The organism is Streptomyces sp. NBC_01477 (assembly GCF_036227245.1).
Lineage (GTDB): Bacteria > Actinomycetota > Actinomycetes > Streptomycetales > Streptomycetaceae > Actinacidiphila.
On sequence record NZ_CP109445.1, the window covers coordinates 6,067,391 to 6,091,078 of the forward strand.

Here is a 23,688-nt window from a genome sequence, read left to right on the forward strand (position 1 = left end):
GTGGATGGAAGCGGACGCCGTGGATGCCATCACCGAGCAGTGGGCCGCGCAGCGGCCGGAGCTGGACACCCTTGCCATGGCCGTCTTCGGCCGGGTCTACCGCGTCGCACGGGCGATGGGGGACCGGATGGAGGCGGAGTACCTGCGGTACGGCATCGGGCGGGGGGAGTTCGATGTGCTCGGCACATTGCGGAGGGCGGGGGAGCCCTACACCCTGTCGCCGCGGGAGCTGTCCGCGACGCTGATGCTCACCACCGGCGGGATGACGGGGCGGCTCGACAAGCTGGAGCGCGCCGGGCTCCTGGTACGCGCCCCCGACCCGCACGACCGGCGCGGACTGCGGGTGACGCTCACCGAGCGGGGGATCGCCGTCGTCGACGAGGCGCTGGTCGCCGGACTCGCCGTCCAGCGGGCGGCACTGGCCGCGCTGGACCCGGGGGAGGCGGAGGCGCTGGCCGCGCTATTGCGGCGGCTGCTGGCGGCGTCGCTTTAGGGGTTTCCGGGGGGCCACTTGCGGTGGCGCCGCTGTTTCCCCGGCGCTGTGGTCGCGCGCACGGCTTCGCCCCAGCGCTTCCCCGGGCGGCTGCCTCCTGCGGCGGTGTTCGCACATACAGTGCGGCCGGTCGCGCAGTTCCTCGCGCCCCTGACGCGCTGCACCTTGCGGGGCCTTTTGGAGCAGCGCAGAGCCGCGCAGGGGCGGGGGAGCGTGCCCGGCGCGAAGCGGGCACCGGCTGCGCAGCCGGTGCCCGGGAGACAAAGGGTGTCAGCCCTGCTGCTGCTTGCGGGTCTTGTCCGTGACCATGACGAGGCCGGCGATGACGCCGAAGAGCACCAGCGGGATCGCGACGAAGAGGCCCAGGGTCTGGATGACGCTCAGACCGGAACCCGGGTCGTCACCGTCATCGCGCGTGAGCGCGAACGCCGGGGACGACAGCAGCAGCATCACGGTGGTGGCCGCAGTGACCACGCCGGCGCGCATGACCTTCTTGTTGAGCTTCTTGTCCACGTGGCCAATGTAGTGACCGGCCCCGGCGGTCGCGCGCCCGGGGGTGCTTTAGGGCGCGCCGTCCGGGTGGAGGGCGCGGCGGACCTCGTCGGCGAGCGCGTGCAGGCGCGGGGACGCGGCAAGCTGTTCGAGGGTGAGCGGGGCGCCGTCCGGGCCGGCGACGGGGAGCCGCCAGTTCGGGTACTGGTCCCAGGTGCCCGGGAGATTCTGCGGGCGGCGGTCCCCGACACCGTCGGGGAGCCAGACGCCGACCATCCGGGCGGGCGTCGCAGCCAGGAAGCGGTGGACGGCCCTGACCACGGCCTCCTCGTCGGCCGCGCCCTCGGGGAGCAGGCCGAGCCGGCCCAGCAGGGCGATCCACTCGGCGACCTCAGCGGCGTCCTCGGCCTCCTCCTGCTCCAGGGGACGGGTGAGCAGGCCGAGCCGGTGCCGCAGTTCGACGTGCTCGCCGGTGAGCCGGGCCGCGGTGCTCGGCAGGTCGTGGGTGGTCGCGGTGGCGAGGCAGTCCTCGCGCCAGGCGCTCGGCGGCAGCGGACGGCGGTCGGCGTGCTCGCCCTCGTAATCGCGTTCGAACCACAGCACGGACGTGCCGAGGATGCCGCGGTCGGCGAGCTGCCGGCGTACCCCGGGCTCGACCGTGCCCAGGTCCTCGCCGATGACGACGGCGCCGGCCTCGTACGCCTCCAGGGCCAGCAGCCCGAGCATCGCCTCCGCGTCGTAGCGCACATACGTGCCCTCGGTGGGCGGGCGGCCCTCGGGCACCCACCACAGCCGGAACAGGCCCATCACATGGTCGATCCGCAGCCCGCCCGCGTGCCGCAGCATCCGGGCGATCAGGTCGCGGTAGGGGGCGTAGCCGGTGGCGGCGAGGGCGTCGGGGCGCCAGGGCGGCAGGCCCCAGTCCTGGCCGCGGGCGTTGAAGGCGTCCGGCGGCGCCCCGGTGGACATGCCGCTGGCCAGCACGTCCTGCATCGACCAGGCGTCGGAGCCTGCCGGGTGCACGCCGACCGCGAGGTCGTGCACCACGCCGACCGGCATCCCGGCGTCGCGGGCGGCCCGCTGCGCGACGGCCAGCTGGCTGTCCGTCAGCCAGCTCAGCCAGCAGTGGAAGTCGACCCGGTCGAGGTGCTCGCTGCGGACCCTGGCCACCTGCGGCGAGCGCGGCTCGCGCAGCCCGGCGGGCCACTTGTGCCAGTCGGGGCCGTGCAGTTCGGCCAGCGTCGACCAGGTGGCGTGGTCGTCGAGCGCCTGGCCCTGCGCGGCCAGGAAATCGGCGTAGGCGGCCTGCCTGCCGGGGCTGAGCGGCACCTCCCGCAGCAGCTCCAGCGCCTGCGCCTTCAGCTCCCAGACCGCGTCCCGGTCGATGAGCATGCCCTTGAGCAGCACATTGTCCCGCAGGGCCGCGGCCTTGACCAGCAGCCGCTCGGCCTGCTCGCGGGCGTCCCTGGACAGGTACGCGTATTCGGGGACCTCCTCGATCCGCAGATAGACCGGGTCGGGGAAGCGCCGCGAGGAGGGGCGGTACGGCGACGGGTCGGTGGGGCGGCCGGGGACAGCCGCGTGCAGCGGGTTGATCTGGATGAAGCCGGCGCCCAGCGCCCGCCCCGACCAGGCCGCGAGATCCGCCAGGTCGCCGAGGTCGCCCATGCCCCAGGAACGCCGGGACAGCGTCGAATACAGCTGCGCCATGAAGCCGAACGCCCGGCCGGGCGGCCCGGCCAGCCGTGCGGGCGCCACCACCAGGTCGCCCCTGGCGGTCCTGCCGTCCGGCGCGACCGCCCGCAGGCCGTAACGCCCCGGTTCCTCCGGCACGCCGAGGAGGCGCTCGCCCGCCGTGGTCTCGACGGTGACCTCGGCGCCCTCGGGCGGGCCGGTCAGCGGCTGCCCGGCGCGCAGCACCGTGCAGGGCGCCAGCAGGCGGTGGGAAGCGCGCAGCTCGTACGCGGCCAGCGCGTCCTTCACCGCGCAGGGGGTGGACGCGTCCACGCCCAGGGCGGCGAGCACCGCCACCACCGTCTCCTCCGAGACCTTGACCTCCTGCCCTGGTGCCGGGCGGTACGTCACATCCACGCCGTGCAGCGCCGCCAGCCGTGCCCGGTCCATCAGGCCTCCGTCTTTCTTCCGGTTTCCTCCGGTCGATCCCAGAGCCCTACCCCCTCCGGGGGGTGCCAACCCGGTGCACCCGGTGAGGGTGGGGTTCTCCCCACCATCGGGAGGCCGGTGAACGCCATGGTTCACCCGGTCGGCGCTCCGTAGCGTCGTGGACATGGCTACAACAGGCACATTCGCTGTGGAGCTCCGCTCCCTGACCCGCACCTATGGCCGCGGCGAAGCGGCCGTCCACGCGCTGCGCGGTATCGACCTCGCCCTGCCCCGCGGCAGCTTCACCGCCGTGATGGGGCCCTCGGGCTCGGGGAAGAGCACCTTTCTGCAATGTGCGGCGGGTCTGGATCGGCCGACCCGCGGCGAGGTGCTGCTCGGCGGCGAACCGATCACCGGCCTGAACGAGAACCGGCTGACCAAGCTGCGCCGCAGCCGGATCGGCTTCGTCTTCCAGTCCTTCAACCTGCTGCCCTCGCTGACCGTGCAGCAGAACGTGCTGCTGCCGCTGCGGCTGGCGGGCGAACGCCCCGACCGGCGCCGCGCGCAGGCGCTGCTGGCCGAGGTGGGCCTCGAAGGCCACGGGCGGCGCCGCCCCGGGCAGCTCTCCGGCGGGCAGCAGCAGCGGGTCGCCATCGCCCGCGCGCTGATCACCCGGCCCGAGGTGATCTTCGCCGACGAGCCGACCGGCGCGCTCGACACCGGCACCGCGCGTGACGTCCTCGGCCTGCTGCGACGGGCCGTCGACGCCCTGGACGCCACGGTGGTGATGGTGACGCACGACCCGGTCGCCGCCTCCCGCGCCGACCGGGTCCTCTTCCTGGCCGACGGCCTGCTCGCCGGCGAAGTCCACGCCCCGACCCCGACCGCTGTCGCCGACCGCATGGTCGCGCTGACCGCCCGCGGCCAGGGCGGCGGGCCGCTGGGAGCCGTGGCATGACCGCCGGCGCCGTCCCGGCGGCACCTTCCTGCGTCGCCGCTGAACCGCCGTACCTGGCGGCGCCGCAGACCGGCCCGGCCGTCCCGGCCGCCTTGTCCGTCCCGGCCGAGCCGGCCGTACCGCCGGGCCTGGCCGCGGGTTTCCGCGCTGCCGCGGATGCGGCTGAACGGCCGTGTCCGGTGGCGTCCGTGCCGGCCGACCTGTCCGAGCCGGCTGTTCGGCCGGGCCTGGCCGCGGGTTTCCGCGCTGCCGCGGATGCGGCTGAACGGCCGTGTCCGGTGGCGTCCGTGCCGGCCGACCTGTCCGAGCCGGCTGTTCGGCCGGGCCTGGCCGCGGGTTTCCGCGCCGCCGCGGATGCGGCTCAACGGCCGCACCTGGTGGCGTGCGTGCCGGTCGACCTGTCCGCCGTGTCGAAGCCGGCCGCCCTGTCCGCGGGTTTCCGCGCTGCCGCGGATGCGGCTCAACGGCCGCACCTGGTGGCGTGCGTGCCGGCCGACCTGTCCGCCGTGCCGAAGCCGGCCGCCCTGTCCGCGGGTTTCCACGCCGCCGTGGACCTCGTTGAACCGCCGCTCCTGGTGGCGTCCGTCCCCCTGGGAGGGGGTTTCGTATGAACGGCCTGGCCCGTGCGTCCGTACGGTTTCGGCCCGCGTCGTTCGTCGGGACCTTTGTCGCGCTGCTGTTCGCCGCGGCAATTGTCACGGCGTGCGGCACGCTGCTCCAGACCGGACTGACCGCCCGTGTGGCGCCGGTACGGTACGCCCATGTGCCGGTCGTCGTGGCGCCCGACCCCGACGCGCGGATCACCGTCGGGCACGGCGACGACGCCGACACCGAGGCCGACCCCCTCACCGACACGGCGCGGCTGCCCGCCGCCCTTGCCGCGCGTATTGCCGCGGAGCCGGGCGTGGCCGCCGCCGTACCCGATATCGCCTTCCCTGTGCTGGGCGACCGGCTGCCCGCGCTGACCGGGCGCAACTGGGACGCGCGGGCCATCGACGGAGCCGCCGCCGTCCAGGGGCACGCGCCAGGCGCCGGCGAGGTCGTCCTCGACCCGGGCACCGCGCGGGCCGCGCACACCGGTGTCGGACGCACCGTCACCCTGACCGCGCCCGGCGGCACCGCGTCCTACCGGGTCGCGGGACTGACCGCGCCCGGCGCCGCCACCGCCTACTTCGCCGAGTCCGCCGCGCCCCGGCTGTCCGGCCACCCCGGGCTCGCCGACGCCATCGCCGTCCTGCCCCGCCCCGGTGTCGGCACCGCACAGGCCGCCGAACAGGCGCGGCACGCCGTCGGAGGCGCCGCGGACGTACGCACCGGGGACGGCCGCGGCGCCGCGGAGCAGCCGCGGCTCGCCGGGGCCAAGGAGATGCTCACCGCGATCGGCGGGTCGTTCGGCGGTATCGCCACCGCCACCGCGGTCTTCGTCGTCATGGGGACCGTCGCGCTCGCCATCGGCCAGCGCGGCAGGGAGATCGCGCTGCTGCGCGCGATCGGCGCGACCCCGCGGCAGATCCGCCGCACCGTCGCCACCGAGGCGCTGCTGGTCGCCCCGCTCGCCGGGCTGGCCGGCATCCTGCCCGGCATCGCGCTGGCCCGCTGGTGGCTCGGCCAGCTCGTGCACAAGGACGCGGTGCCGCACGGGGTGACCCTCGCGGTCGGCTGGATCCCGATGGTCGCCGCCACCGGCGCCGGGCTGCTCGCCGCACTGACCGCGGGCCTGCTGGCGGCCAGGCGGCCCTCGAAGGCCCGGCCCAGCGAGGCGCTCGGCGAGGCGGCCGTGGAAAGGCGGCGGCCCGGCGTGATCCGTACGCTGCTCGGCCTCGCGGCCGTCGCGGGCGGCGTCGTCCTGGCCGCGGTCGCCGCGCACACCACCGGCGACGACGCCGCGTCGGTCGCGCTCGGTATCGTCTTCAGCCTCATGGTCGGCGTCGCCTTCCTCGGCCCTGTGGTCGCCTGGCTCGCCTCCGCCGTGCTCGGGCTGCCGCTGCGGGCCGGAGGCGCGCCCGGCGTCCTGGCCGCTGCCAACACCCGCGCCAATGCCCGCAGGCTCGCCTCCGCGATCACCCCGATCGTGCTGGTCACCGCCTTCGCCTGGACGCTGCTGTGCATGCAGGGCTCGATACAGCACGAGTCGTCCCGGCAGGTCAGGGACGGGGTCGTCGCCGACCAGGTGATCGGCTCCGACAGCGCGGGGCTGCCCGCCGGTACGGCCGCGCGTGCCGCCCGGGTCAAGGGCGTGGCCGGCGCGGTCGGCGTCCTGCGCGGCGGCGCCCTCTTCCGCGCCGACGGTTCGCTGAACTCCACGAGTGTGCTCGGCGTCGACGGCGACCCCGGCCGGCTGCCCGGCGTGCTCGCGCTCGGCGTCCGCACCGGCTCGCTCGCCGGGCTCACCGGCGACGGTCGCACGGTCGCCGTCGACACGCTGCTCGCCGGTACGGCCAAGGTGCACGTCGGCGACCGCGTCTCGCTGTGGCTCGGCGACGGTACGGCGCTGCGTCCGACCGTCGTCGCCGTCTACAGCCGCGGGCTCGGCCTCGGCTCCCTGCTGCTGCCGCGGGACGTCGTCGCCCCGCACGCGGCCAGCGCCTTCGACACGGAGGTGCTCGTGCACGACGTCCCCGGGGCGGACGCGGGCGCTGTCCGGCGCGAACTCGGCCGGCTCGCCGTTCCCGGGCTCCAGGTCACCGACCGGGCCGGCTACCGGGCCACGGCCGACCGCGACCTCGAACTCAACGCGTGGGCCAACCGGGTGATGGCCGCGGTCCTCGGCGGATTCGCGGCGGTCGCCGCGGCCAATACGCTGGTCATGACGGTGCTCGACCGGCGCCGCGAGGTCGCGCTGCTGAGGCTCACCGGGACCACCCGGCGGCAGGTGCTGAGGATGCTGCGCGGCGAGGCGCTGCTGGTGGCCGTGGCCGGCCTGGGCATCGGGGGCGGGATCGCGTGGATCACGCTCGTGCCGATCGCTCGCGGCCTGACCGGGGCCGCGCCCTATGTGCCGCTGCCGGTTGCCGTTGGCCTGGCGGGCGGTGCGGTGGCGCTGACGCTGGTCTCGACGGTTGTTCCGGCTCGGGCCGTCCTCCGCCGGTCGCCTGCGGCGAGCACGTAGCGGGGTGCCCCTTGCGCTGGCCTGCCGCCCGCGGCCTGGCGGGGGCTGGGCGCGCGGTTCCGCGCGCCCCTGAGGGGCTGCCGCTTGCGGCCGAAGTCGCACCTTGCGGTGCGTTGTGGTTGGGCGCGCAGTTCCCCGCGTCCCTGGGGTGGTGGCTGTCCGCCCTCGCACGACGGTTCGTTGTGGCTTGTCGCGCAGTTCCTCGCGCCCCTGAATGGCGTGCCCTCTTCCGCAGGGCGAGGGGGAAGCGCCCCAAAGGGGCGCGGGGAACTGCGCGACAAGCCGAGACGGCGCAGCAGACAAGCACGCACCGCAAGGGGCAATCACCCAGGGGCGCGAGGAACTGCGCGACGAGGCACGATGCACCGCAAAGTGCGACGCCACCGGCCGTGGCAGGCGTCGGGACGACCGGGGTACGGGCCGAAGCTCGTACCCCGGGGGACCCGCTAGGGAATCGTCTTGGTGATGATCACGCTCCCCGTGCCCGCCACGGTCCCGCGGGCGTCGAGCAGCTGGACCTGGCCGAAGAGCTGGCGCCCGGCGGGCGCCTCGGCCGCGGCGACGACGGACGCGCTGACCGCCGCGGAGCCACCGTGCGGAAGGTTGACGGCCGCGGACGTGTCGACCGCGACCTGGCCGAGCCCGGCCGAGTAGTAGACGTCCTCGTAGGAGTAGGTCGTGGAGCCCGACGGCACCGAGTAGCCGTCCACCTCGAAGGTGTACGTGCCCGCCGCGGGATCGGTGAGGCTGACCGCCTCCTCCGCGTCACCGTCGGCGGACTGCGCGATGAGCACACCGTCGAGGTAGACGTACAGGTCGAGGTCGGCCTGCGGGTCGGAGGGCGAGCCGATGGAGACGTCGAGCCGGGAGACCCCGGCGCCCAGGGTCAGCTCGGTGGTCTGCGCCTCGCCCTCGGCGATGGTCGGCGTGGCGGTGAGGGCCGAGCCGAGCGGCCCGCCCCGCAGCGAGCCCCCGCTGATGGGGGCGTAGTTGTTGGTGACGGTCCAGCTCACCGGCGCCGGCGTGCCGACCTTGGCCTCGGGCACGGTCTGCACGGCCGGGTCGAAGGCGGCCCCCAGGACCGAGACGTTCAGCACGTAGGGGTTGTCGAGCTGGGGCGAGGTGCGCCGGGCCTCGACCTCGATCTCCCACACGCCCGGCAGCGGGTCGGAGTAGGAGCGCAGGTCGGGGCGGCAGGTGTTGGCCGGGTTGTTGTAGTTCGGGTAGCAGTCGGGGGTCTGGGTGGAGTCCAGCGGCACACCGTAGGGGTGCATCGTGATGAAGCGGGTCTGGCTGCCCGCCAGGAGGCCGCCCATCGAGACCTCGAGGGTGGTCGCGCCGGCCGGGACGGTGAGGAAGTACGAGCGGGTGCTGTCCCGCTGGATCGTCCCGGAGCGGGTGAGGGTGTAGGACGGGCCCGCGACCGGCGTGGAGGCCACGACCGCGGCGGAGATCTGCGTGTCGGTGCCGTGGGTGAGCAGGTCGTCCACGTTCAGCAGCGCGCTGTGCACGCCCGCGGACCGCGGCTTGGCGGTGACCTTCACGGTGACCGGCTTGTTCAGCGGCAGCACCACCAGCGGGCTGGCGACGGAGAAGGTGCCGTCGTTGTGCGCCCAGCTCAGGGTGTGCAGCTGCGCGTAGGCCGGGCCGCTGGTGCGGGTGACGGTCACGTTGTACGTCCGCTGCTGACCGGTCGCCAGGCCGCCTTCGCGGTCGTAGATCCCGGTGCCGTAGCCGGGCGTCTGCAAGTAGCTCGACAGGGCGGTGTCGACCGGCGCCTTGACGGTGTACGTGTCGGCCGTGCCGCCGCGCCGCAGCAGGTCCCAGGCGGGGGCCACGGCGACGAGTCCCGCGCCCTGGTCGACGGTCTGGAAGCCGGGGATGTTCTTGGCGGTGCTGATCAGCGCGGTGCGCAGCTGCGCCGGGGTGACCTTCAGATGCTGCCCCTTGGCGGCGGACAGCAGCAGGGCCGCGGCTCCGGTGGCCTGCGGGGAGGCCATCGAGGTGCCCTGGAGCATGGCGTAGCCGGGCGGGAGCGCGTAGCCGGCCTCGGCGACGGGACCGCCCGCCTCCCAGGTGGGCACGGAGCTGATGGCGGCGCCGGGCGCGGTGATGACGGGGGCGAGGCCGCCGTCCTCGCGCGGGCCGCGGGCGGAGAAGGGCAGCAGCGAGTACGGCACGGTGGTCTGCGAGCCGTAGTTCGCCGCCCAGGTCTCACGGGAGATGGACGCGCCGACGCTGAGGACGTGGTCGGCCAGGCCCGGGTCGCTGATGGTGTTGACGCCGGGGCCGTCGTTGCCCGCGGAGATCACCAGCTGCACCCCGTAGGTGTCGATCAGCTGCTGGTAGAGCAGGTCACGGGCGCTGGCGCCGTCGTTGAGCGCGCCCAGGCCGCCGATGGACATGTTGACGATGTCGACGTGGTGGTTGACGACCAGGTCGGTCATGCCCTCGGTCAGCGCGATGTTGGTGCAGCCGCCGCTCCAGGTGCAGGCCCGGGAGGAGACGATCTTCGCACCGGGCGCGGCGCCGTTCATCTTGCCGCCGAAGAGCCCGTTGGCGGCGGTGAGGCCCGCGACGTGGGTGCCGTGCTCGGCCTCCACGACACCGATGTTGACGAAGTCGGCCTTCTTGCCGACCCAGTCACCGCCGTAGGGGTCCATCGGGACGTCCTTGCGGATCTCGATGGTGAACGGGATCGACTCGGCGATCGGCGTGGCCGGGTTGTCGGTGCCGAAGTGGCCGATCTGGAAAGCGTCCTTGTACGGCTTCATGGCGGCGTCGTCGGTGAAGTCGCCGTTGTTGTTCAGGTCCACCCGCACGGTGCCGGCGGCCGGGTCGTAGAGCACGCCCCACACGTCGGTGGTGTCGCCGTCGCGGTTGAGGTCGCCCTGCATGTCGCCGCCCTTGGTGGCGGCCTCGGCGAAGGTGCTGAAGCGGTAGCTTCCCGCGGGCGCGGTCCAGGTGCGGCCGGACGCGGTGAAGGACGGCCCCGACACGGTGGTGACCATGGCGCGCCAGGTGGCGTCGCCGTCGAGGATCGGGTCGGTCGAGGTGACCCAGTCGACGATCTTCCGCTCGCCCGTGGTGGTCTTCTGCAGCGCCGGGTGGCCGATGTCGACACCGGAGTCGAGGATGCCGATGGTCACGCCGCGCCCGTCGGAGGCGGGGTGGTCCTTGACGAAGTCCACCGCGCCGGTCTCGAAGGACGGCTGGTAGGGGTTCTTGGCGGGGGTGTTCTTGTCGGGCCCCGGGTAGGTGGCGGCCGGCTTGCCCGGGTGGCGCGACGCCGTCGCGGTGGTGTCGGCGGCCGGCGTCGGGTCGTCGAGCTTGACCTCCTGCTTGAGGTCGATGGCGAGCACCGCGGGCAGCTTCTGCGCCGCGCCGAGCGCCGCGTCGGCCTTCGCGGTGGGCACGGTGGCGCGTACGTAGCCGAGCTGGTCGTACGTCTGGCCGACGCTGGCGCCCTGGGCACGCAGCCGGGAGGTGATCTCCGCTGTGCTGCCGGGCTTGCCCGCGATCATGAAGGTGACGTTCTTGTCGCCGTCGGCCTTGGCGTTGGCCAGCAAGGTGGCGTCGGCGGCGCCGAGCTTGTCGGCCGCGTCCTTGCCGGGTTCGCCGGGGGCGTCCGAGCCGGTGGCGGGGGCGGCGGGGGAGGCAGGAGGGGTGGGCGCGGGGTCGGCGACCGCCAGCGCGGGACCTGCGGCCGCCAGCGCGGCCACCAGGCCCGCGGTGAGCGCGAGCCTGGCCGCGCGTCTCTTGCCTGGTATGTGATCGAGTGGCATGGGCATCCCTGTTCGGACCGTCGGGTCGGTGTTCGGAAAACGGAACCGTACGGGTGGTCACCCTGCCGGGAAAAGCAGCTCTTTGTGGTGCGTTGACCTTCTCTTGGTGCTCCGGTGACGTGTTTCCGCCACTGGCAAATCCGCGCAAACGCATGCAAGAGCCGCGGGAACGGGCTCAGTGCGGGGTCACCACGACATAGGCGGCGGGCAGTTGGTCCACCGAGGCCGTCAGCGCCGTCCGCACCACGGTGGCCTGCTGCTCACCGGCGTCCCGCAGCTTGGCCGCGGTGACGTGCACCAGGGTGATGCCCAGCGCTTCGAGCCGCTCGCGCTGCCGTACGCAGCGCGACCACATCTCGTCGTCGCCGAGTGCCGTGGTGAGCGCGTACGTCTCGTCGCCCTCCCCGACGTGAAGGGCGTCGCCGAAGGGGTCGGCGTGGACGTCGTCCGCGGCGGCGTCGCAGGTGGTGACGGCGTCGTCCATTGCCGGGCCGTGGCCCGTGGCCGCGCCGTCGCCGGGCCGCGGCCCGTACCCGTCCGTGCCGCCCGGTGGCCGACCGGACCGCGGGTCGATCGCGAGAGCCACCGCGTGCTCGGGCCAGTAGGCGTCCACCGGGCCAAGCCGCGGCCCGGCGGGCAGCCGCAGGTCGACGTTCCAGACCGGGTCGGGCAACTGGTGGTCGCGCACCATCGCGTAGAGCCGCCGCTCCGCCATGACGCGGTCGGCGCAGCGCAGCGCGCCGACCGCCGCGGCGACCTGCGGTCGCTCCAGCAGCCCGGCACCGGCCAGTTCGCGCAGCACGGGCGCGGCGTCGCAGTGCCCGCCGCGTACGGCCTCGGTCAGCAGCCGCCGTACGGTCTCGGCGTCGTCCAGTCCCGCGACGGCGTCGGCCAGCGCGCGTGGCACCGGGGCGCAGGGCAGCCCGGCCACCTCCAGCGGGCGCGGCAGGTCGCGGCTGCGGTGCACGCACACGTCGCCGACGTCCCGCAGCCGGCGCTGCCGGGGCACCAGGACGTCGATCCGCGGCAGTTCGCGCAGCGGCGGCACCCCGGAGAAGCGGTGCAGGGCGAGCGCGGCCATGCCGGTCACCATCGCCTCCCGGCCGCCGCCGAGCGGACCGTACGCGTGCGGGTCGCGGCCGGCGTAGAGCAGCGCGGCCTGCAACCGCTGCCGGCCGCTGGGCGGTCCCGCGTGCAGCAGATACACCTGCGGGAGCAGTTGCTGCCAGGGGCCGCCCGGGCGGCAGCGCTTGGCGACGGCCGCCGCCGGCACACCGTGGCGGCGCAGCTGATGGAGGGTCAGTACCTTCTGCCTCGCGGGCAGTCGGCGGTTCAGGGCATGCGAGGTGCGCGGGTTCACGTTCATGGGAACGTCGTTCCCGCGGCCGGGCCGGTCACTAACCGTTGTTACCCGCTCGTCGACAAAACAGGACAACGCAGGGCTGAAGCGCGGATGTCCGGGTGCCGGTCAGAGCTTCTTCCCCGCGACGGTGACGAGGGCCGCCCCTTGGACGGGGCGGCCCCGCACCCGTGGTCAGATCCCGGCGCCGGGGCGGGTCGCCAGCGTGTCGCAGGCCTGCGCGCGCAGCGCCCGGGCCAGGTCGTCCCGTGCTTCGAGCACCAGCCGGCGCAGCGCGGGCGCGGCAGCCGGGTGCGCCTCCAGCCACGCGTCGGTCGCCGCCAGCGTCTCCTGGCGGTCCTGGAGGGCCGGGTAGAGCCCGCTTACGACCGCCATCGCGGTCTCGATCGAGCGGGTCTCCCACAGCTCCTCCAGCGCCGCGAAATACCGCTGCGTGTACGGCGCGAGCAGATCGCGCTGCCCGGCCTGCGCGAAGCCCGCGATGGTCGCCTCCACCAGCGCGTTCGACAGCGCGTCCGAGCCCACCACGTCGGCCCAGGCCGCGGCCTTCACCTCGGCGGAGGGCCGCGCCGCCAGGCAGCGCACCTCGTGCCGGTGGCCCGACGCCGTGTCGTCCCTCGCCCGCTCGGCGGCGATCGCCGCCGCGTCGGCCGCGCCCCGCGCGGTCAGCGCGCCGAGGAAGGTCCAGCGCAGCTCCTGGTCCACCACCAGGCCGTCGATCTTCGCCGAGCCGTCGAGCAGTCCGCGCAGCAGCTGCAGATCGGCGGCCGACGACGCCACCGAGGAGAAGAACCGCGCCCACGCCAGCTGGTGCCCGCTGCCCGGCTCGGCGAGCCGCAGCTCGTGCAGCGCGCCCTGGGCCAGCTCGGCCGCCGCGGCGTCGCGGCGGTCCGCCGCCACATAGTGCGTCAGCGCGGTCCGCGCCTGGACGTGCAGCGACTGCAGCACCCCGATGTCGCTCTCCCGGCCCGCGAAGAGCAGCACCAGGCCCAGATAGTCGCCGGCCGGCATCAGCGCGTCCCTGGTCATGCTCCACACCGCCGACCAGGCCAGCGCCCTGGCCAGCGGGTCGGACAGGTCGCCCAGGTGCGAGCGCAGCGTGTCGAGCGAGGCCGGGTCGAAGCGGATCTTGCAGTACGTCAGGTCGTCGTCGTTGACCAGCACCAGGTCGGGCCGCGGCTGCCCGGCCAGCTCCTCGATCACCGTGACCGGGCCCGCCACATCGGCCTCGGCCCGCGCGTAACGCTCCAGGGCGCCGCCCGGCACGCGCCGGTAGAGGCCCACCGCGACCCGGTGCGGGCGCAGCTGCGGATGAGCCGGGTCGTCCGCGGTCTGGAGCACCGTCAGCGCGGTGATCCGGTCCTCCGCGTCATGGACGACCTGCGGGGTCAGCGAATTGACGCCCGCCGTCTCCAGCCACGCCCGCGACCAGGCCGGCATGTCGCGGCCCGAGGTCTCGGTCAGCACCGACAGCAGGTCGGCCAGCTCGGTGTTGCCGTACGCGTGCCGCTTGAAATACCGCCGGGCCGCCTCCAGGAAGGCGTCCCTGCCGACATAGGCCACCAGCTGCTTGAGCACGGCGGCGCCCTTGGAATAGGTGATGCCGTCGAAGTTGAGCTTGGCGTCCTCCAGGTCGCGGATGTCGGCGACCACCGGGTGCGTGGACGGCAGCTGGTCGGCGCGGTAGGCCCACGCCTTGCGGCGGTTGGCGAAGGTGATCCACCCCTCGGCATATTGCGTCGCCTCCACCTGGGAGAAGGCCGCCATGAAGTCCGCGAAGGACTCCTTGAGCCACAGGTCGTCCCACCAGCGCATCGTCACCAGGTCGCCGAACCACATGTGCGCCATCTCGTGCAGCACGACACTGGCCCGGTGCTCGTACGACGCCCGCGTCACCTTGCCGCGGAAGACGAACTCCTCCCGGAAGGTCACACAGCCCGGGTTCTCCATCGCCCCGATGTTGTACTCCGGCACGAAGGCCTGGTCGTACTTCCCGAACGGATACGGGTAGTCGAAGTTGTCGTGGTAGAAGTCCAGGCCCTGCTTGGTCACGGTGAAGATCTCGTCCGCGTCGAAATGCCGCGCCAGCGAGCGGCGGCACAGCGCGCGCAGCGGGATGTCGAGCGTCACCTTGTCGTCGAAGGCGCGCGCGTAGTGGTCGTGCTCGACGTGGTAGGGGCCGGCGACGACCGCGGTGATGTACGTCGCGATCGGCAGGGTCGGCCGGAAACGGGTGGTCGCGCCGCCGCCGTCGGCCGCGGCGGGCTCACCGTCCTGCTCGGCGTTGGACAGCACCGTCCAGCCCTCGGGGGCGGTCACCTGGAAGGTGAACGGCGCCTTGAGGTCGGGCTGTTCGAAATTCGCGAAGACCCGGCGGGCGTCGGCCGGCTCGTACTGCGTGTACAGGTAGACCTCGCCGTCCTCCGGGTCCTCGAAGCGGTGCAGGCCCTCGCCCGTACGGCTGTAGGCGCAACGCGCGTCGACCACCAGGGTGTTGCGCTCGGCGAGGCCGTCGAGGGCGATCCTGGCGCCGTCGTGGACCGCCGCGGGATCCAGCTCCCGGCCGTTCAGCCGGACCGACGTCACCTCGGACGCGACGAGATCGGCGAAGGACGACACGCCCGGCCGGCTGCACCGGAAGTCGATCACCGTGGTGGACCGGAAGGTGCGTTCCCCGCCGGCGGTCGCGGCACCGACCGCGGACCGTACGTCGAGCGCCACGTCGTAGCGCTCCACCGACAGGACCGCGGCCCGCTCGCGGGCCTCCTCACGGCTCAGGTTCTCGCCGGGCACGGGCGGCTCCTTCGTGTATGACCCCCGGTACGGACACGCAACGCTTCGCATCCTTCCACGGAGGTCGGACACAAGAGCGCCCACCAGCGCATACGGCGGCACGGCGGTCGGGAATGCCGCCGCGCCCCCGCCGCGTTGTGGCGTTCAGGAGTGCCATGCCCAGCCCCACCCGGGGCCGCGTCCGGCAGAGCCCGGACGCCGCCCGCATCCCGCACGAGGAGTACGCAGTGACTGCGACCGAGACCACCAAGACTCCGGCCGACTTCTGGTTCGACCCGCTGTGCCCGTGGGCATGGATGACGTCCCGCTGGATGCTGGAGGTCGAAAAGCTCCGCCCTGTCGAGGTGCGGTGGCACGTCATGAGCCTGGCGGTGCTGAACGAGGACAAGCTCGACACCCTCCCCGAGAACTACGCCACCTTCCTGCGGGAGGCCTGGGGCCCGGTCCGCGTGGTGATCGCCGCCCAGCAGGAGCACGGCGACGAGGTCGTCGGCCCGCTCTACGAGGCCCTCGGCACCCGCTTCCACAACCAGGGCCAGCCCAAGTCCAAGGAGACGATCGTCGCGGCCCTCGAAGAGGTCGGGCTGCCCGCCGGGCTGGCCGACTACGCCGACCGCGACACCTACGACACTGAGCTGCGCGCCTCCCACAAGGAGGGCATCGACAAGGTCGGCCAGGAGGTGGGCACCCCGGTGATCGCCGTCCCCGGCGCCGACGGCTCGCAGGTCGCCTTCTTCGGCCCCGTCGTCACCCCCGCCCCCAAGGGCGAGGCGGCGGCGAAGCTCTGGGACGGCACGCTCCTGGTGGCGTCGGTCCCCGGCTTCTACGAGATCAAGCGCACCCGCACCGCCGGGCCCAGCTTCGAGTAGAGCGGTCGGAGAGCCATGGCACACCTGGGCCTGGTGGCCGTCGTCGTACGCGACTACGACGAGGCCATCACCTACTACACCGGCGCGCTCGGCTTCGAGCTGCGCGAGGACACCCCGCGCGAGGACGGCGGCCGGTGGGTCGTCGTCGCGCCGCCGGGCGCCCGCGAGACCGGCCTGCTGCTCGCCCGCGCCACCACGCCGGGCCAGACCGCCAGGATCGGCGACCAGACCGGCGGGCGGGTCGGACTCTTCCTGAACACCGAGGACTTCGACGGCGACTACAAGCGGATGGTCGCCGCGGGCGTGGTCTTCGAGGAGGAGCCGCGCTACGAGCCGTACGGCGCGGTGGTCGTCTTCCACGACCTGTACGGCAACAGGTGGGACCTCATTCAGCTCGCCTGAATTGGTGAAACCGCACAGTGCGGGTGGCCGGGAAGGGGGGAGGACGTACCCGTCCCGGCCGCCCGTCGCGCGTGACGTGGGTCACGCGACCTGCTCAAACGAGTCCGCGCGCGGGCGCGGGAGTCTCCAAGCGGAAGATCACGGCTTTGTCGGGGTCCGACGATGAAGGGGGATCGGCGGCTGGGTTAGCGTCACAGTGACCCACCGATCACCCCCACCCCGCGGAGAACCGATGAGCACCACAGCTGTCCCCGGCCGGGCCGGAACCGTCCTCGCCGACCTGCTCCCCGCGTCCTCCGCCGGCCGGGCCCGGCTCAGGGACGCCGCCCTGGTCGTCGGCGGCGCCGCGCTCACCGGGCTCGCCGCGCAATTGTCCGTGCCCGTACCCGGCTCCCCGGTCCCGGTCACCGGCCAGACCTTCGCCGCGCTGCTGGTCGGCACGGCGCTCGGCGCGAAGCGCGGGGTCGCGTCGCTCGGCCTGTACGCCGCCGCCGGCGCGGCCGGCCTGCCGTGGTTCGCGGACGGTACGTCCGGCTGGTCCATGCCGAGCTTCGGCTACATCCTCGGGATGCTCGTCGCCTCCGGCGTGGTCGGCTTCCTCGCGCGGCGCGGCGGCGATCGCACGGTGCTGCGGACCGCCGGGGTGATGGTGCTCGGCTCCGCCGTCATCTACGCGGTGGGCGTGCCCTATCTGGCCGCCTCGGCCCACCTTTCGGCCCACCAGGCCCTGACGATGGGCCTTCGGCCCTATCTTCTGGGTGACGCGCTCAAGGCCGCGCTTGCCATGGCGGCGCTTCCCGCCGCCTGGCGCCTCACCAACTCCCCCTCCTAGCCCGTCGCCGGCCGCGGGCCTGCGGGGGCCCTTGCGGCCGGGGGCGCCTTACCGCTGGCTGCGGGCCTGCTGGGGGTGCCCCTTCGGCAAGGGGGTGCCCCCCAGGGGCGCGGGGAACTGCGCGGCCAGCCACGACGCGCCGTTGTGTGCGGACGGGCCGCAGGCCCGAAGGGGCGCGGGGAACTGCGCGGCCAGGCGTCGACGGCCTGCACGTCGCCACCGGCCGAAAGGGTCTCTTCGGTCCGCTCCGGACCACCGGAGGTGGGTGGTTGCTCGCGCCGTTCCCCGCGCCCCTGGGTGGGCACCCCCTGCCGAAGGGGAACCGCCCGACCCGCGCGCCCGGGGGAGGCGTACCCGCCGACGCACGCGGCATCCCGGTCCGCGGCAGCGGAAGGGCACCCCCTGCCGAAGGGGAACCGCCCGACCCGCGCGCCCGGGGGAGGCGTACCCGCCGACGCACGCGGCATCCCGGTCCGCGGCAGCGGAAGGGCACCCCCTGCCGAAGGGGAACCGCCCAGCCCGCGCGCCGGGGCAGGCGTACGCGGCGATACCGCGGGCCCGGGCCGGCGGGGGGCGCCCGGGATGGGAGGATGGGCGCATGCGCGTGTACCTCGGCTCCGACCATGCCGGCTTCGAACTCAAGAACCACCTCGTGGACTGGCTCACAAGCAACGGGCACGAGCCCGTGGACTGCGGCCCGCACATCTACGACGCGGTCGACGACTACCCGCCCTTCTGCCTCCGCGCGGCCGAGCGGACCGCCGCCGACCCCGGCAGCCTCGGCATCGTGATCGGCGGCTCGGGCAACGGCGAGCAGATCGCCGCGAACAAGGTGCGCGGCGTCCGCGCCGCCCTGGCGTGGAGCGAGCAGACCGCCACCCTGGCCCGCGAGCACAACGACGCGAACGTGCTGAGCGTCGGCGGCCGGATGCACACCCAGGAGGAGGCCGTGAAGTTCGTGGAGCTGTTCCTGGCGACGCCGTATTCGCACGCCGAGCGCCACCAGCGGCGTATCGACATGCTCACCGCGTACGAGGCCACCGGCGAGCTTCCACCGGTCCCCGCGCACCACCCGCAGCAGGACTGACCGGGCGATGCCCGAGGGCCACACGATCCACCGGCTGGCCGCCGACCACAGGGAGCGGTTCCGCGGCCGGGCGGTGCGGGCGAGCAGCCCGCAGGGCAAGTTCTCCGACGGCGCCGCGCTGCTGGACGGCCAGGTGATGGACGAGGCGCAGGCGCACGGCAAGCACCTCTTCCTCGGCTTCGGCGGCGCCGGCTGGGTGCACGTCCACCTGGGCCTGATCGGGAAGTTCGGCTTCGGCGACGGCCCGGCGCCGCCGCCGACCGACACCGTACGGCTGCGCATTGCGACGCCGTCGCACTATGCCGACCTGCGCGGCCCGGCCGCCTGCGCGCTGATCACCGAGCCGGAGAAGCGGGCGATACACGACCGGCTCGGCCCCGACCCGCTGCGCCCGGACGACGACCCGGAACGGGTGTACGCCAGGATCGCGCGGTCCCGGATCAGCGTGGCCGCGCTGCTGCTCGACCAGAAGGTGATCGCGGGCGTCGGCAACGTCTACCGCGCGGAGGTCCTCTTCCGGCACGGCGTGGACCCCTTCCTGGCCGGCCGCGATCTGCCGCGGCCGGTGTGGGACGCGATGTGGGCCGACCTGGCGGCGCTGATGCGCGAGGGCGTACGCACCAACCGGATCGACACCGTGCGCCCCGAGCACGAGCCGGACGCGATGGGCCGCCCGCCGCGGGTGGACGACCACGGCGGCGAGGTCTACGTCTACCGCCGCACCGGCCAGCCCTGCCTGGTGTGCGGCACCGGGATCCGCACACAGCCGCTGGACGCCCGCAACCTCTTCTGGTGCCCCCGCTGCCAGGCCTGACCGGCGCGGGGCCGCAGCGGGCGTCCTAGAAGAAGTGCGGCAGCCACGGCTCCAGGTCGGAGCGGAAGGCCGCGGACGCCTCGGCCAGCGCGCCTTGGCGCAGTTCGGTGACCAGTCCCGCGCCGGCCAGCGCCCGCAGGCCGTGGCCGCCGAGATAGGCGGTGCCCAACTCCTTGGCGTCCAGGGCGAGGTCGGCCGGGTCGGTGGTCCGCTCGCAGGCGGCACCCTTGACGTCGGCCGACAGCCGCCAGCGCCCGGCGTTCCACGGGCACACGGCGTCCTGGACGTCGAGCACGACATCGGCCGGCGCCGCGTAGCCGCGCGCCTCAAGGGCGGCGGGCAGGTCCACCAGGCGGACGTACAGGCCGTCGCGCCAGCCGAAGCCGCAGCGGCGGATGTCGGAGACGATCTGCTGGACCGGGTCGTCGACCGGCCGGTTGTGGAAGGTGAGCCGGGCGACCAGGTCGGTGTCGGTGAGGTAGCGCCACAGCGCGGCATAGGTCACCGGATCGAGTGCTTCGACATCGTGCAGCTTGACGCTGCCGTCGGGCACCCCGAAGGTCGTCCCGCCGGCCCTGACCGCGTAGCGGGCGTAACCGCGCACCTCGCCGTCGGTCTCGGCGAGCACGCACAGCCGTTCGCCGTAGCCGCCGCGGTTCCCTGGCGGGTCCAGCAGCGGCAGCTGCTCCCAGCCGGGCTGCCTGGCCAGCATGCCGGGCCTGGTGGGCACCACACGGGCGTAGACGGCCTCGCAGGCGGCGGCGCCCTCGGCCGGGGTGACCAGCCGCATCCGTACCGCGTCGGCGCCCGGCGGCACCGCGACCGTGACCCGGGTGGTGTCGATCCCGCCGTGCATCTGCCGGGTGGCGGCGCCGTAGCCGAAGCGGCCGTAGATCGACGGCTCGGAGGCGGTCAGCACGGCGACGGCGGTACCCCGTTCGTGGAGGTCGCCGAGCTGACGGCGCATCATCGCGCTGAGCACCCCGCGGCGGCGGTGCGTCGGCTGGACGCTGACCATGGTGACGCCCGCGGTGTCGAGCAGGGCGCCGCCCGGCAGGCTCATGCGGAAGTCGAAGGCGCCCGCGGTGCCGACGATGCCGCCGTCCGCCCGGGCGACGATCGCCCGCTCGACGGGCAACAGGCCGCGCCACATCGCTGTTTCCTCGGGGGCGCCGCCCGGCCCGCCGAAGGCCCGCACCAGGCGGAGGCAGAACTCCTCCCAGTCCTCGGCCGCGAGCGCCCGCAGATCGATCGTCACGCGCACTGCCTACCAGGACCCCCGGCGGCAGGCGAACGTATTTTCCCGCCTGCTTTCCGCCCTGTTCCGGCTCACCCGGACAGCTCACAACCCATCCGGCCTGCACGGCAGGGCCATCCGTGGGTAGGGTCGCCGGAACATGGCAAAAGTGGCGGCGGGCGAGGGGCTCGGGCTCAGGTGGCGCAGACGGCTGCACCGGGCCCGGCTCAGCGTGCGCAAGTCCGCCGTCGACTACTTCCGCGGCGGCGCCTCGGACTGGGCCGGCCTCGGCGTGCTGATCGCGGTGATCCCGGTCCTGGCGTACACCTCGGTGGTCACACCGGTGTGGTGCCCGCCGAGCGCCCTGGTGCTGCCGATCCTGGCCGGCGGGCTGCTGCTGCGCCCCTCCAGCCTGCTGCTGGTCTACGCGGCCTCCGCGGTCGCGCTGATCGCGGAGTCGGCCGCCCTCGGCCCCTACCGCGAGGGTCCGGCCCGGGTCACTCCCGGCACGGTGCTCGTGGTGACCGCGGTGGCGCTGGCCGGCCTGGTCATCGCCCAGTTCAGGGCCAGGGTCGGGGTGCCGTGGCGGGGCGGCCACACCATGCTGTTCGACCTCAGGGAAAGAATCCGGGTGCAGAGCAGGCTGCCGCGGCTGCCCGGCGGCTGGCACGCCGAGATGTCGCTGCGGCCGGCCGGCGGCCAGTCCTTCTCCGGCGACTTCGTGGTCGCCACCCGCAGCGCCGGCGGCCGGGTGCTCGAAGCGGTGCTCACCGACGTGTCCGGCAAGGGCATGGACGCCGCCTCGCGCTCGCTGCTGCTGTCCGGCGCCTTCGGCGGCCTGCTCGGCTCGCTGCCGCCGCACGCCTTCCTCACCGCCGCCAACGGCTATCTGCTGCGGCAGAACTGGGAGGAGGGCTTCGCGACCTCCGTGCACCTGGTGCTCGACCTGGAGAGCGGCGACTACGAGCTGCTGTCCGCGGGCCACCCGCCGGGCGTCCAGCTGCACGCCGGCAGCGGGCGGTGGGAGGAGAAGGCCGCGGAGGGACCGCTGCTCGGTGTCTACGACGGGGCCGAATTCCACGGCGTCAAGGGCACGTTGCGGTCCGGCGACGTCCTGATGCTGTTCACCGACGGCCTGGTGGAGACCGCCGAGCGCGACATCGCCGAGGGCATGGACCGGCTGATCGGCGAGGCGGACCGCTTCGTCGCAACCGGATTCCGCGGTTCCGCCTGGCGGTTGATCGAGGCGGTGGCCAAGGACGTGAACGACGACCGCGCGTTGCTCGTAGTGTGCCGCGACTAGCCCTCGGGAATGGGACTATGTGCCGTGTGACGGAAGAACGTTGATCGTCCGTCACCGATGGCACCATGGGTACGGCGAGGCGGGGGCGGCGCGGTCCCCGGACCGGCAAGGAAACCGAAAGAGGAAGTGATCCGCTGTGGTTATCTCCCTGTCCGCCGCACTGCTGCTCGCAGTCATCCTGGTGGTGATGATCCGGGCGAAGTCGATAAAGGTGGGCCCCGCGATCGTCGCCGCCCTCTTCGGCTTCTTCCTCGCCTCCACGAACATGGCGCCGGACATCAACCGGTTCCTCAACTCAGTGGCCGACACCATCAACCAGATAAAGATCTGACGCGGGCGCCGTCCTCGGGGCGGCGTCCAGGATCCGGCGCAGCCCCGCGCCGGCTCCGGCGCCGCCGCCGGCCAGCAGCGCGGCGAGCACCGCGATACGCGCCTGCCCCGGCTTGAGCGTGCCGGTCAGCAGCGCGCCGGCCGCCGCGAGGTCCACCGCGCCGCCACCGGTGTAGAGCGGCGCCACGGCGCCGGCCGCCACCCGGGTACTGACCGCGACCTCCACGCCCGCCGCGACGGCCCTGCGTACGGCGTCGACGACCTCCGGGTTCGCGTTGCCCGCGCCGGTGCCGACCAGCACGATGCCGCGGGCGCCCGCGCCGACCGCCGCGTCGAAGAGCACCGAGTCGCCGTCGCTGTGGTGCATCACGATGTCCACCCGGGGCGCGGTGGTGCCGCGCTCCGGCAGCGGCAGCGCCTCGGGGCGCGGCTGCTGCCGGCCCCAGGTCACCCGGCCGAATTCGACCCGGCCCAGCGGCAGCCCGTCGGGGGCGCCGAAGGCGCGGGCGTCCACGGTGTGCCGCTTGACCGTGCCGCGGGCGGCGAAGACCTGCCCGGCGAAGACGATCACGGAGCCGATGTCGCGGCGCGAGGAGGCCGTCAGCAGCGCGTCGTAGAGATTGCCCGCCGCGTCGCCGTCCGCCGCGTCCAGCGGCTGCTGGGCGCCGGTGAAGACCACCGGGCGCCGGTCGCCGTGGAAGAGGTCGACGAAGAAGGCGGACTCCTCCAGCGTGTCGGTGCCGTGGGTGACGACGACGCCGTCCACCTCGGGGTCGGCGAGCGCGTCGTGCACCGCGTGCAGCAGCCGCAGCTGGTGGTCGGTGGTGAGCCGCGAGCTGTTGACGGTGAAGAGGTCGACCACCCGCACCTCGACGCCGTCGGGCACCGCGCTCGCCTCCAGGACCTCCTGCCCGGCGGCCTCCGCCGCGTAGCCGTCGCCCTGCCATCGGCTGGCGATGGTGCCTCCGGTGCTGATGACCACGACGTGTCGCACGATGCCTCCGCCTCCACTGCTGCCGCTGTGCCGACCGCGCCCGTCGGTGCCGTCGGTGCCGCCGATGACGTGGCGGCATCACCGGGGGCGGTCTTCCTCCTGCAATGATATGCGCGTAGACCCGCCATATGATTGCAAATACCGGCCGGTACACCCCGGAATGTTGGGTGATAATGCTTCGGTGGACGCCATTGACAGAAGCATCTTGCGCGAACTTCAGGCCGACGGCCGGCTGACCAACCAGGAGCTGGCCCAGCGTGTCGGCCTGACCCCCTCCCCGTGCCTGCGCCGGGTGCGCCAGCTGGAGGACGACGGGGTGATCCAGACCTACCGGGCGGTGGTCGACCCGGCCGCCGTCGGACGCGGCTTCGAGGTCTTCGCCTCGGTCGAGGTCCAGCGCGACCGCGACTCGGTCGCCGCCTTCGAGGCCGAGGTCCAGTCCACCACCGACGTCGTGGAGGCCTACCGCCTCTACGGAGCCCCCGGCTGCCTGCTGCGGATCGCGGTGGCCGACTCCGACGCCTACGAGCGGTTCTGGACCGAGAAGCTCATCGCCCTGCCGGGCGTCAGCGACGTCAACTCCCAGATGATCATGCGCCGCATCAAGTCGCCGCAGGGCGTCCCGGTGGACTGAGGACCGGGCGGACCAGGCGGGCCGGGGGACCGAGGCCCGCGTGGACCGGGGACCCGGCGGACCGGGGGCGCGCCCCGGGCGCTCGGGAGCGCG

General features: G+C 73.9%; 19 protein-coding genes. 12 read left to right on the forward strand and 7 right to left on the reverse strand.

All coding sequences use genetic code 11. The features are described 5' to 3' along the window. The first annotated feature begins 4 nt into the window (after positions 1-4). Positions 5-493, forward strand: a complete 489-nt coding sequence (locus OHA86_RS25730) for a MarR family winged helix-turn-helix transcriptional regulator (protein ID WP_329178881.1) — start codon at positions 5-7, stop codon at positions 491-493. A gap of 270 nt (positions 494-763) precedes the next feature. On the opposite strand, the gene OHA86_RS25735 is transcribed toward OHA86_RS25730, so the two are convergent. After that, on the reverse strand, positions 764-1,006 hold the full coding sequence (locus OHA86_RS25735) for a hypothetical protein (protein ID WP_443054347.1): 243 nt from the start codon (positions 1,004-1,006) through the stop codon (positions 764-766). 48 nt (positions 1,007-1,054) lie between these two features. Then, on the reverse strand, positions 1,055-3,109 hold the full coding sequence (gene malQ, locus OHA86_RS25740) for a 4-alpha-glucanotransferase (RefSeq protein WP_329178882.1): 2,055 nt from the start codon (positions 3,107-3,109) through the stop codon (positions 1,055-1,057). A 163-nt stretch (positions 3,110-3,272) separates the two neighbouring features. On the opposite strand from malQ, the gene OHA86_RS25745 reads away from it, so the two are divergent. The 3 genes from OHA86_RS25745 to OHA86_RS25755 all read left to right on the forward strand — a co-directional run bounded on the left by OHA86_RS25745 (position 3,273) and on the right by OHA86_RS25755 (position 7,155). Beyond that, the gene (locus tag OHA86_RS25745; protein ID WP_329178883.1) at positions 3,273-4,046 is read left to right on the forward strand and encodes an ABC transporter ATP-binding protein; all 774 of its coding nucleotides are present in this window, start codon (positions 3,273-3,275) and stop codon (positions 4,044-4,046) included. Positions 4,047-4,333: 287 nt separating this feature from the next. After that, entirely contained in the window at positions 4,334-4,657 is a 324-nt protein-coding gene (locus tag OHA86_RS25750) for a hypothetical protein (RefSeq protein ID WP_329178884.1), read from the forward strand. Then, positions 4,654-7,155, forward strand: coding sequence for an ABC transporter permease (locus OHA86_RS25755; protein ID WP_329178885.1), 2,502 nt, complete (start codon positions 4,654-4,656; stop codon positions 7,153-7,155). Before OHA86_RS25750 ends, OHA86_RS25755 begins: the two co-directional genes overlap by 4 nt. 446 nt (positions 7,156-7,601) lie before the next feature. Here the strand turns inward: OHA86_RS25755 and OHA86_RS25760 are convergent, their stop codons facing one another. The 3 genes from OHA86_RS25760 to pepN form a co-directional block, all read right to left on the reverse strand. Beyond that, complete coding sequence (locus OHA86_RS25760) at positions 7,602-10,940, reverse strand: S8 family serine peptidase (RefSeq protein WP_329178887.1); 3,339 nt, start codon at positions 10,938-10,940, stop codon at positions 7,602-7,604. A gap of 175 nt (positions 10,941-11,115) precedes the next feature. Continuing rightward, entirely contained in the window at positions 11,116-12,306 is a 1,191-nt protein-coding gene (locus OHA86_RS25765) for a hypothetical protein (RefSeq protein ID WP_329178888.1), read from the reverse strand. 168 nt (positions 12,307-12,474) lie between these two features. After that, positions 12,475-15,093: an aminopeptidase N gene (pepN, locus tag OHA86_RS25770; RefSeq protein ID WP_329178890.1), complete on the reverse strand. Its 2,619-nt coding sequence runs from the start codon at positions 15,091-15,093 to the stop codon at positions 12,475-12,477. A gap of 155 nt (positions 15,094-15,248) precedes the next feature. Between pepN and OHA86_RS25775 the strand changes: the two genes are divergently transcribed. From OHA86_RS25775 to OHA86_RS25795, 5 genes are all read left to right on the forward strand, one after another. Then, positions 15,249-15,962, forward strand: coding sequence for a mycothiol-dependent nitroreductase Rv2466c family protein (locus OHA86_RS25775; protein WP_329178891.1), 714 nt, complete (start codon positions 15,249-15,251; stop codon positions 15,960-15,962). Between the two features lie 15 nt (positions 15,963-15,977). Next, the gene (locus OHA86_RS25780; protein ID WP_329178894.1) at positions 15,978-16,364 is read left to right on the forward strand and encodes a VOC family protein; all 387 of its coding nucleotides are present in this window, start codon (positions 15,978-15,980) and stop codon (positions 16,362-16,364) included. Positions 16,365-16,596: 232 nt separating this feature from the next. Further along, the gene (locus tag OHA86_RS25785; protein WP_329178895.1) at positions 16,597-17,196 is read left to right on the forward strand and encodes a biotin transporter BioY; all 600 of its coding nucleotides are present in this window, start codon (positions 16,597-16,599) and stop codon (positions 17,194-17,196) included. A gap of 598 nt (positions 17,197-17,794) precedes the next feature. Beyond that, positions 17,795-18,283, forward strand: coding sequence for a ribose-5-phosphate isomerase (locus tag OHA86_RS25790; RefSeq protein ID WP_329178897.1), 489 nt, complete (start codon positions 17,795-17,797; stop codon positions 18,281-18,283). Between the two features lie 7 nt (positions 18,284-18,290). Further along, entirely contained in the window at positions 18,291-19,097 is an 807-nt protein-coding gene (locus OHA86_RS25795) for an Fpg/Nei family DNA glycosylase (protein ID WP_329178899.1), read from the forward strand. Between the two features lie 25 nt (positions 19,098-19,122). Here OHA86_RS25795 and OHA86_RS25800 read toward each other — a convergent pair whose 3' ends face one another. Beyond that, positions 19,123-20,355, reverse strand: coding sequence for a GNAT family N-acetyltransferase (locus OHA86_RS25800; protein ID WP_329178901.1), 1,233 nt, complete (start codon positions 20,353-20,355; stop codon positions 19,123-19,125). 148 nt (positions 20,356-20,503) lie between these two features. Between OHA86_RS25800 and OHA86_RS25805 the strand changes: the two genes are divergently transcribed. After that, a complete protein-coding gene (locus tag OHA86_RS25805) occupies positions 20,504-21,637 on the forward strand; it encodes a PP2C family protein-serine/threonine phosphatase (protein ID WP_443071889.1) in 1,134 nt (377 codons plus the stop codon). Positions 21,638-21,773: 136 nt separating this feature from the next. After that, positions 21,774-21,968, forward strand: coding sequence for a hypothetical protein (locus tag OHA86_RS25810; protein ID WP_329178904.1), 195 nt, complete (start codon positions 21,774-21,776; stop codon positions 21,966-21,968). On the opposite strand, the gene OHA86_RS25815 is transcribed toward OHA86_RS25810, so the two are convergent. Further along, the gene (locus OHA86_RS25815; protein ID WP_329178906.1) at positions 21,933-22,961 is read right to left on the reverse strand and encodes an asparaginase; all 1,029 of its coding nucleotides are present in this window, start codon (positions 22,959-22,961) and stop codon (positions 21,933-21,935) included. The genes OHA86_RS25810 and OHA86_RS25815 overlap by 36 nt on opposite strands. A gap of 181 nt (positions 22,962-23,142) precedes the next feature. Here OHA86_RS25815 and OHA86_RS25820 point away from each other — a divergent pair, with 181 nt between their 5' ends. Continuing rightward, positions 23,143-23,595, forward strand: coding sequence for an Lrp/AsnC family transcriptional regulator (locus OHA86_RS25820; RefSeq protein ID WP_329178908.1), 453 nt, complete (start codon positions 23,143-23,145; stop codon positions 23,593-23,595). The last annotated feature ends 93 nt before the right edge of the window (positions 23,596-23,688 follow it).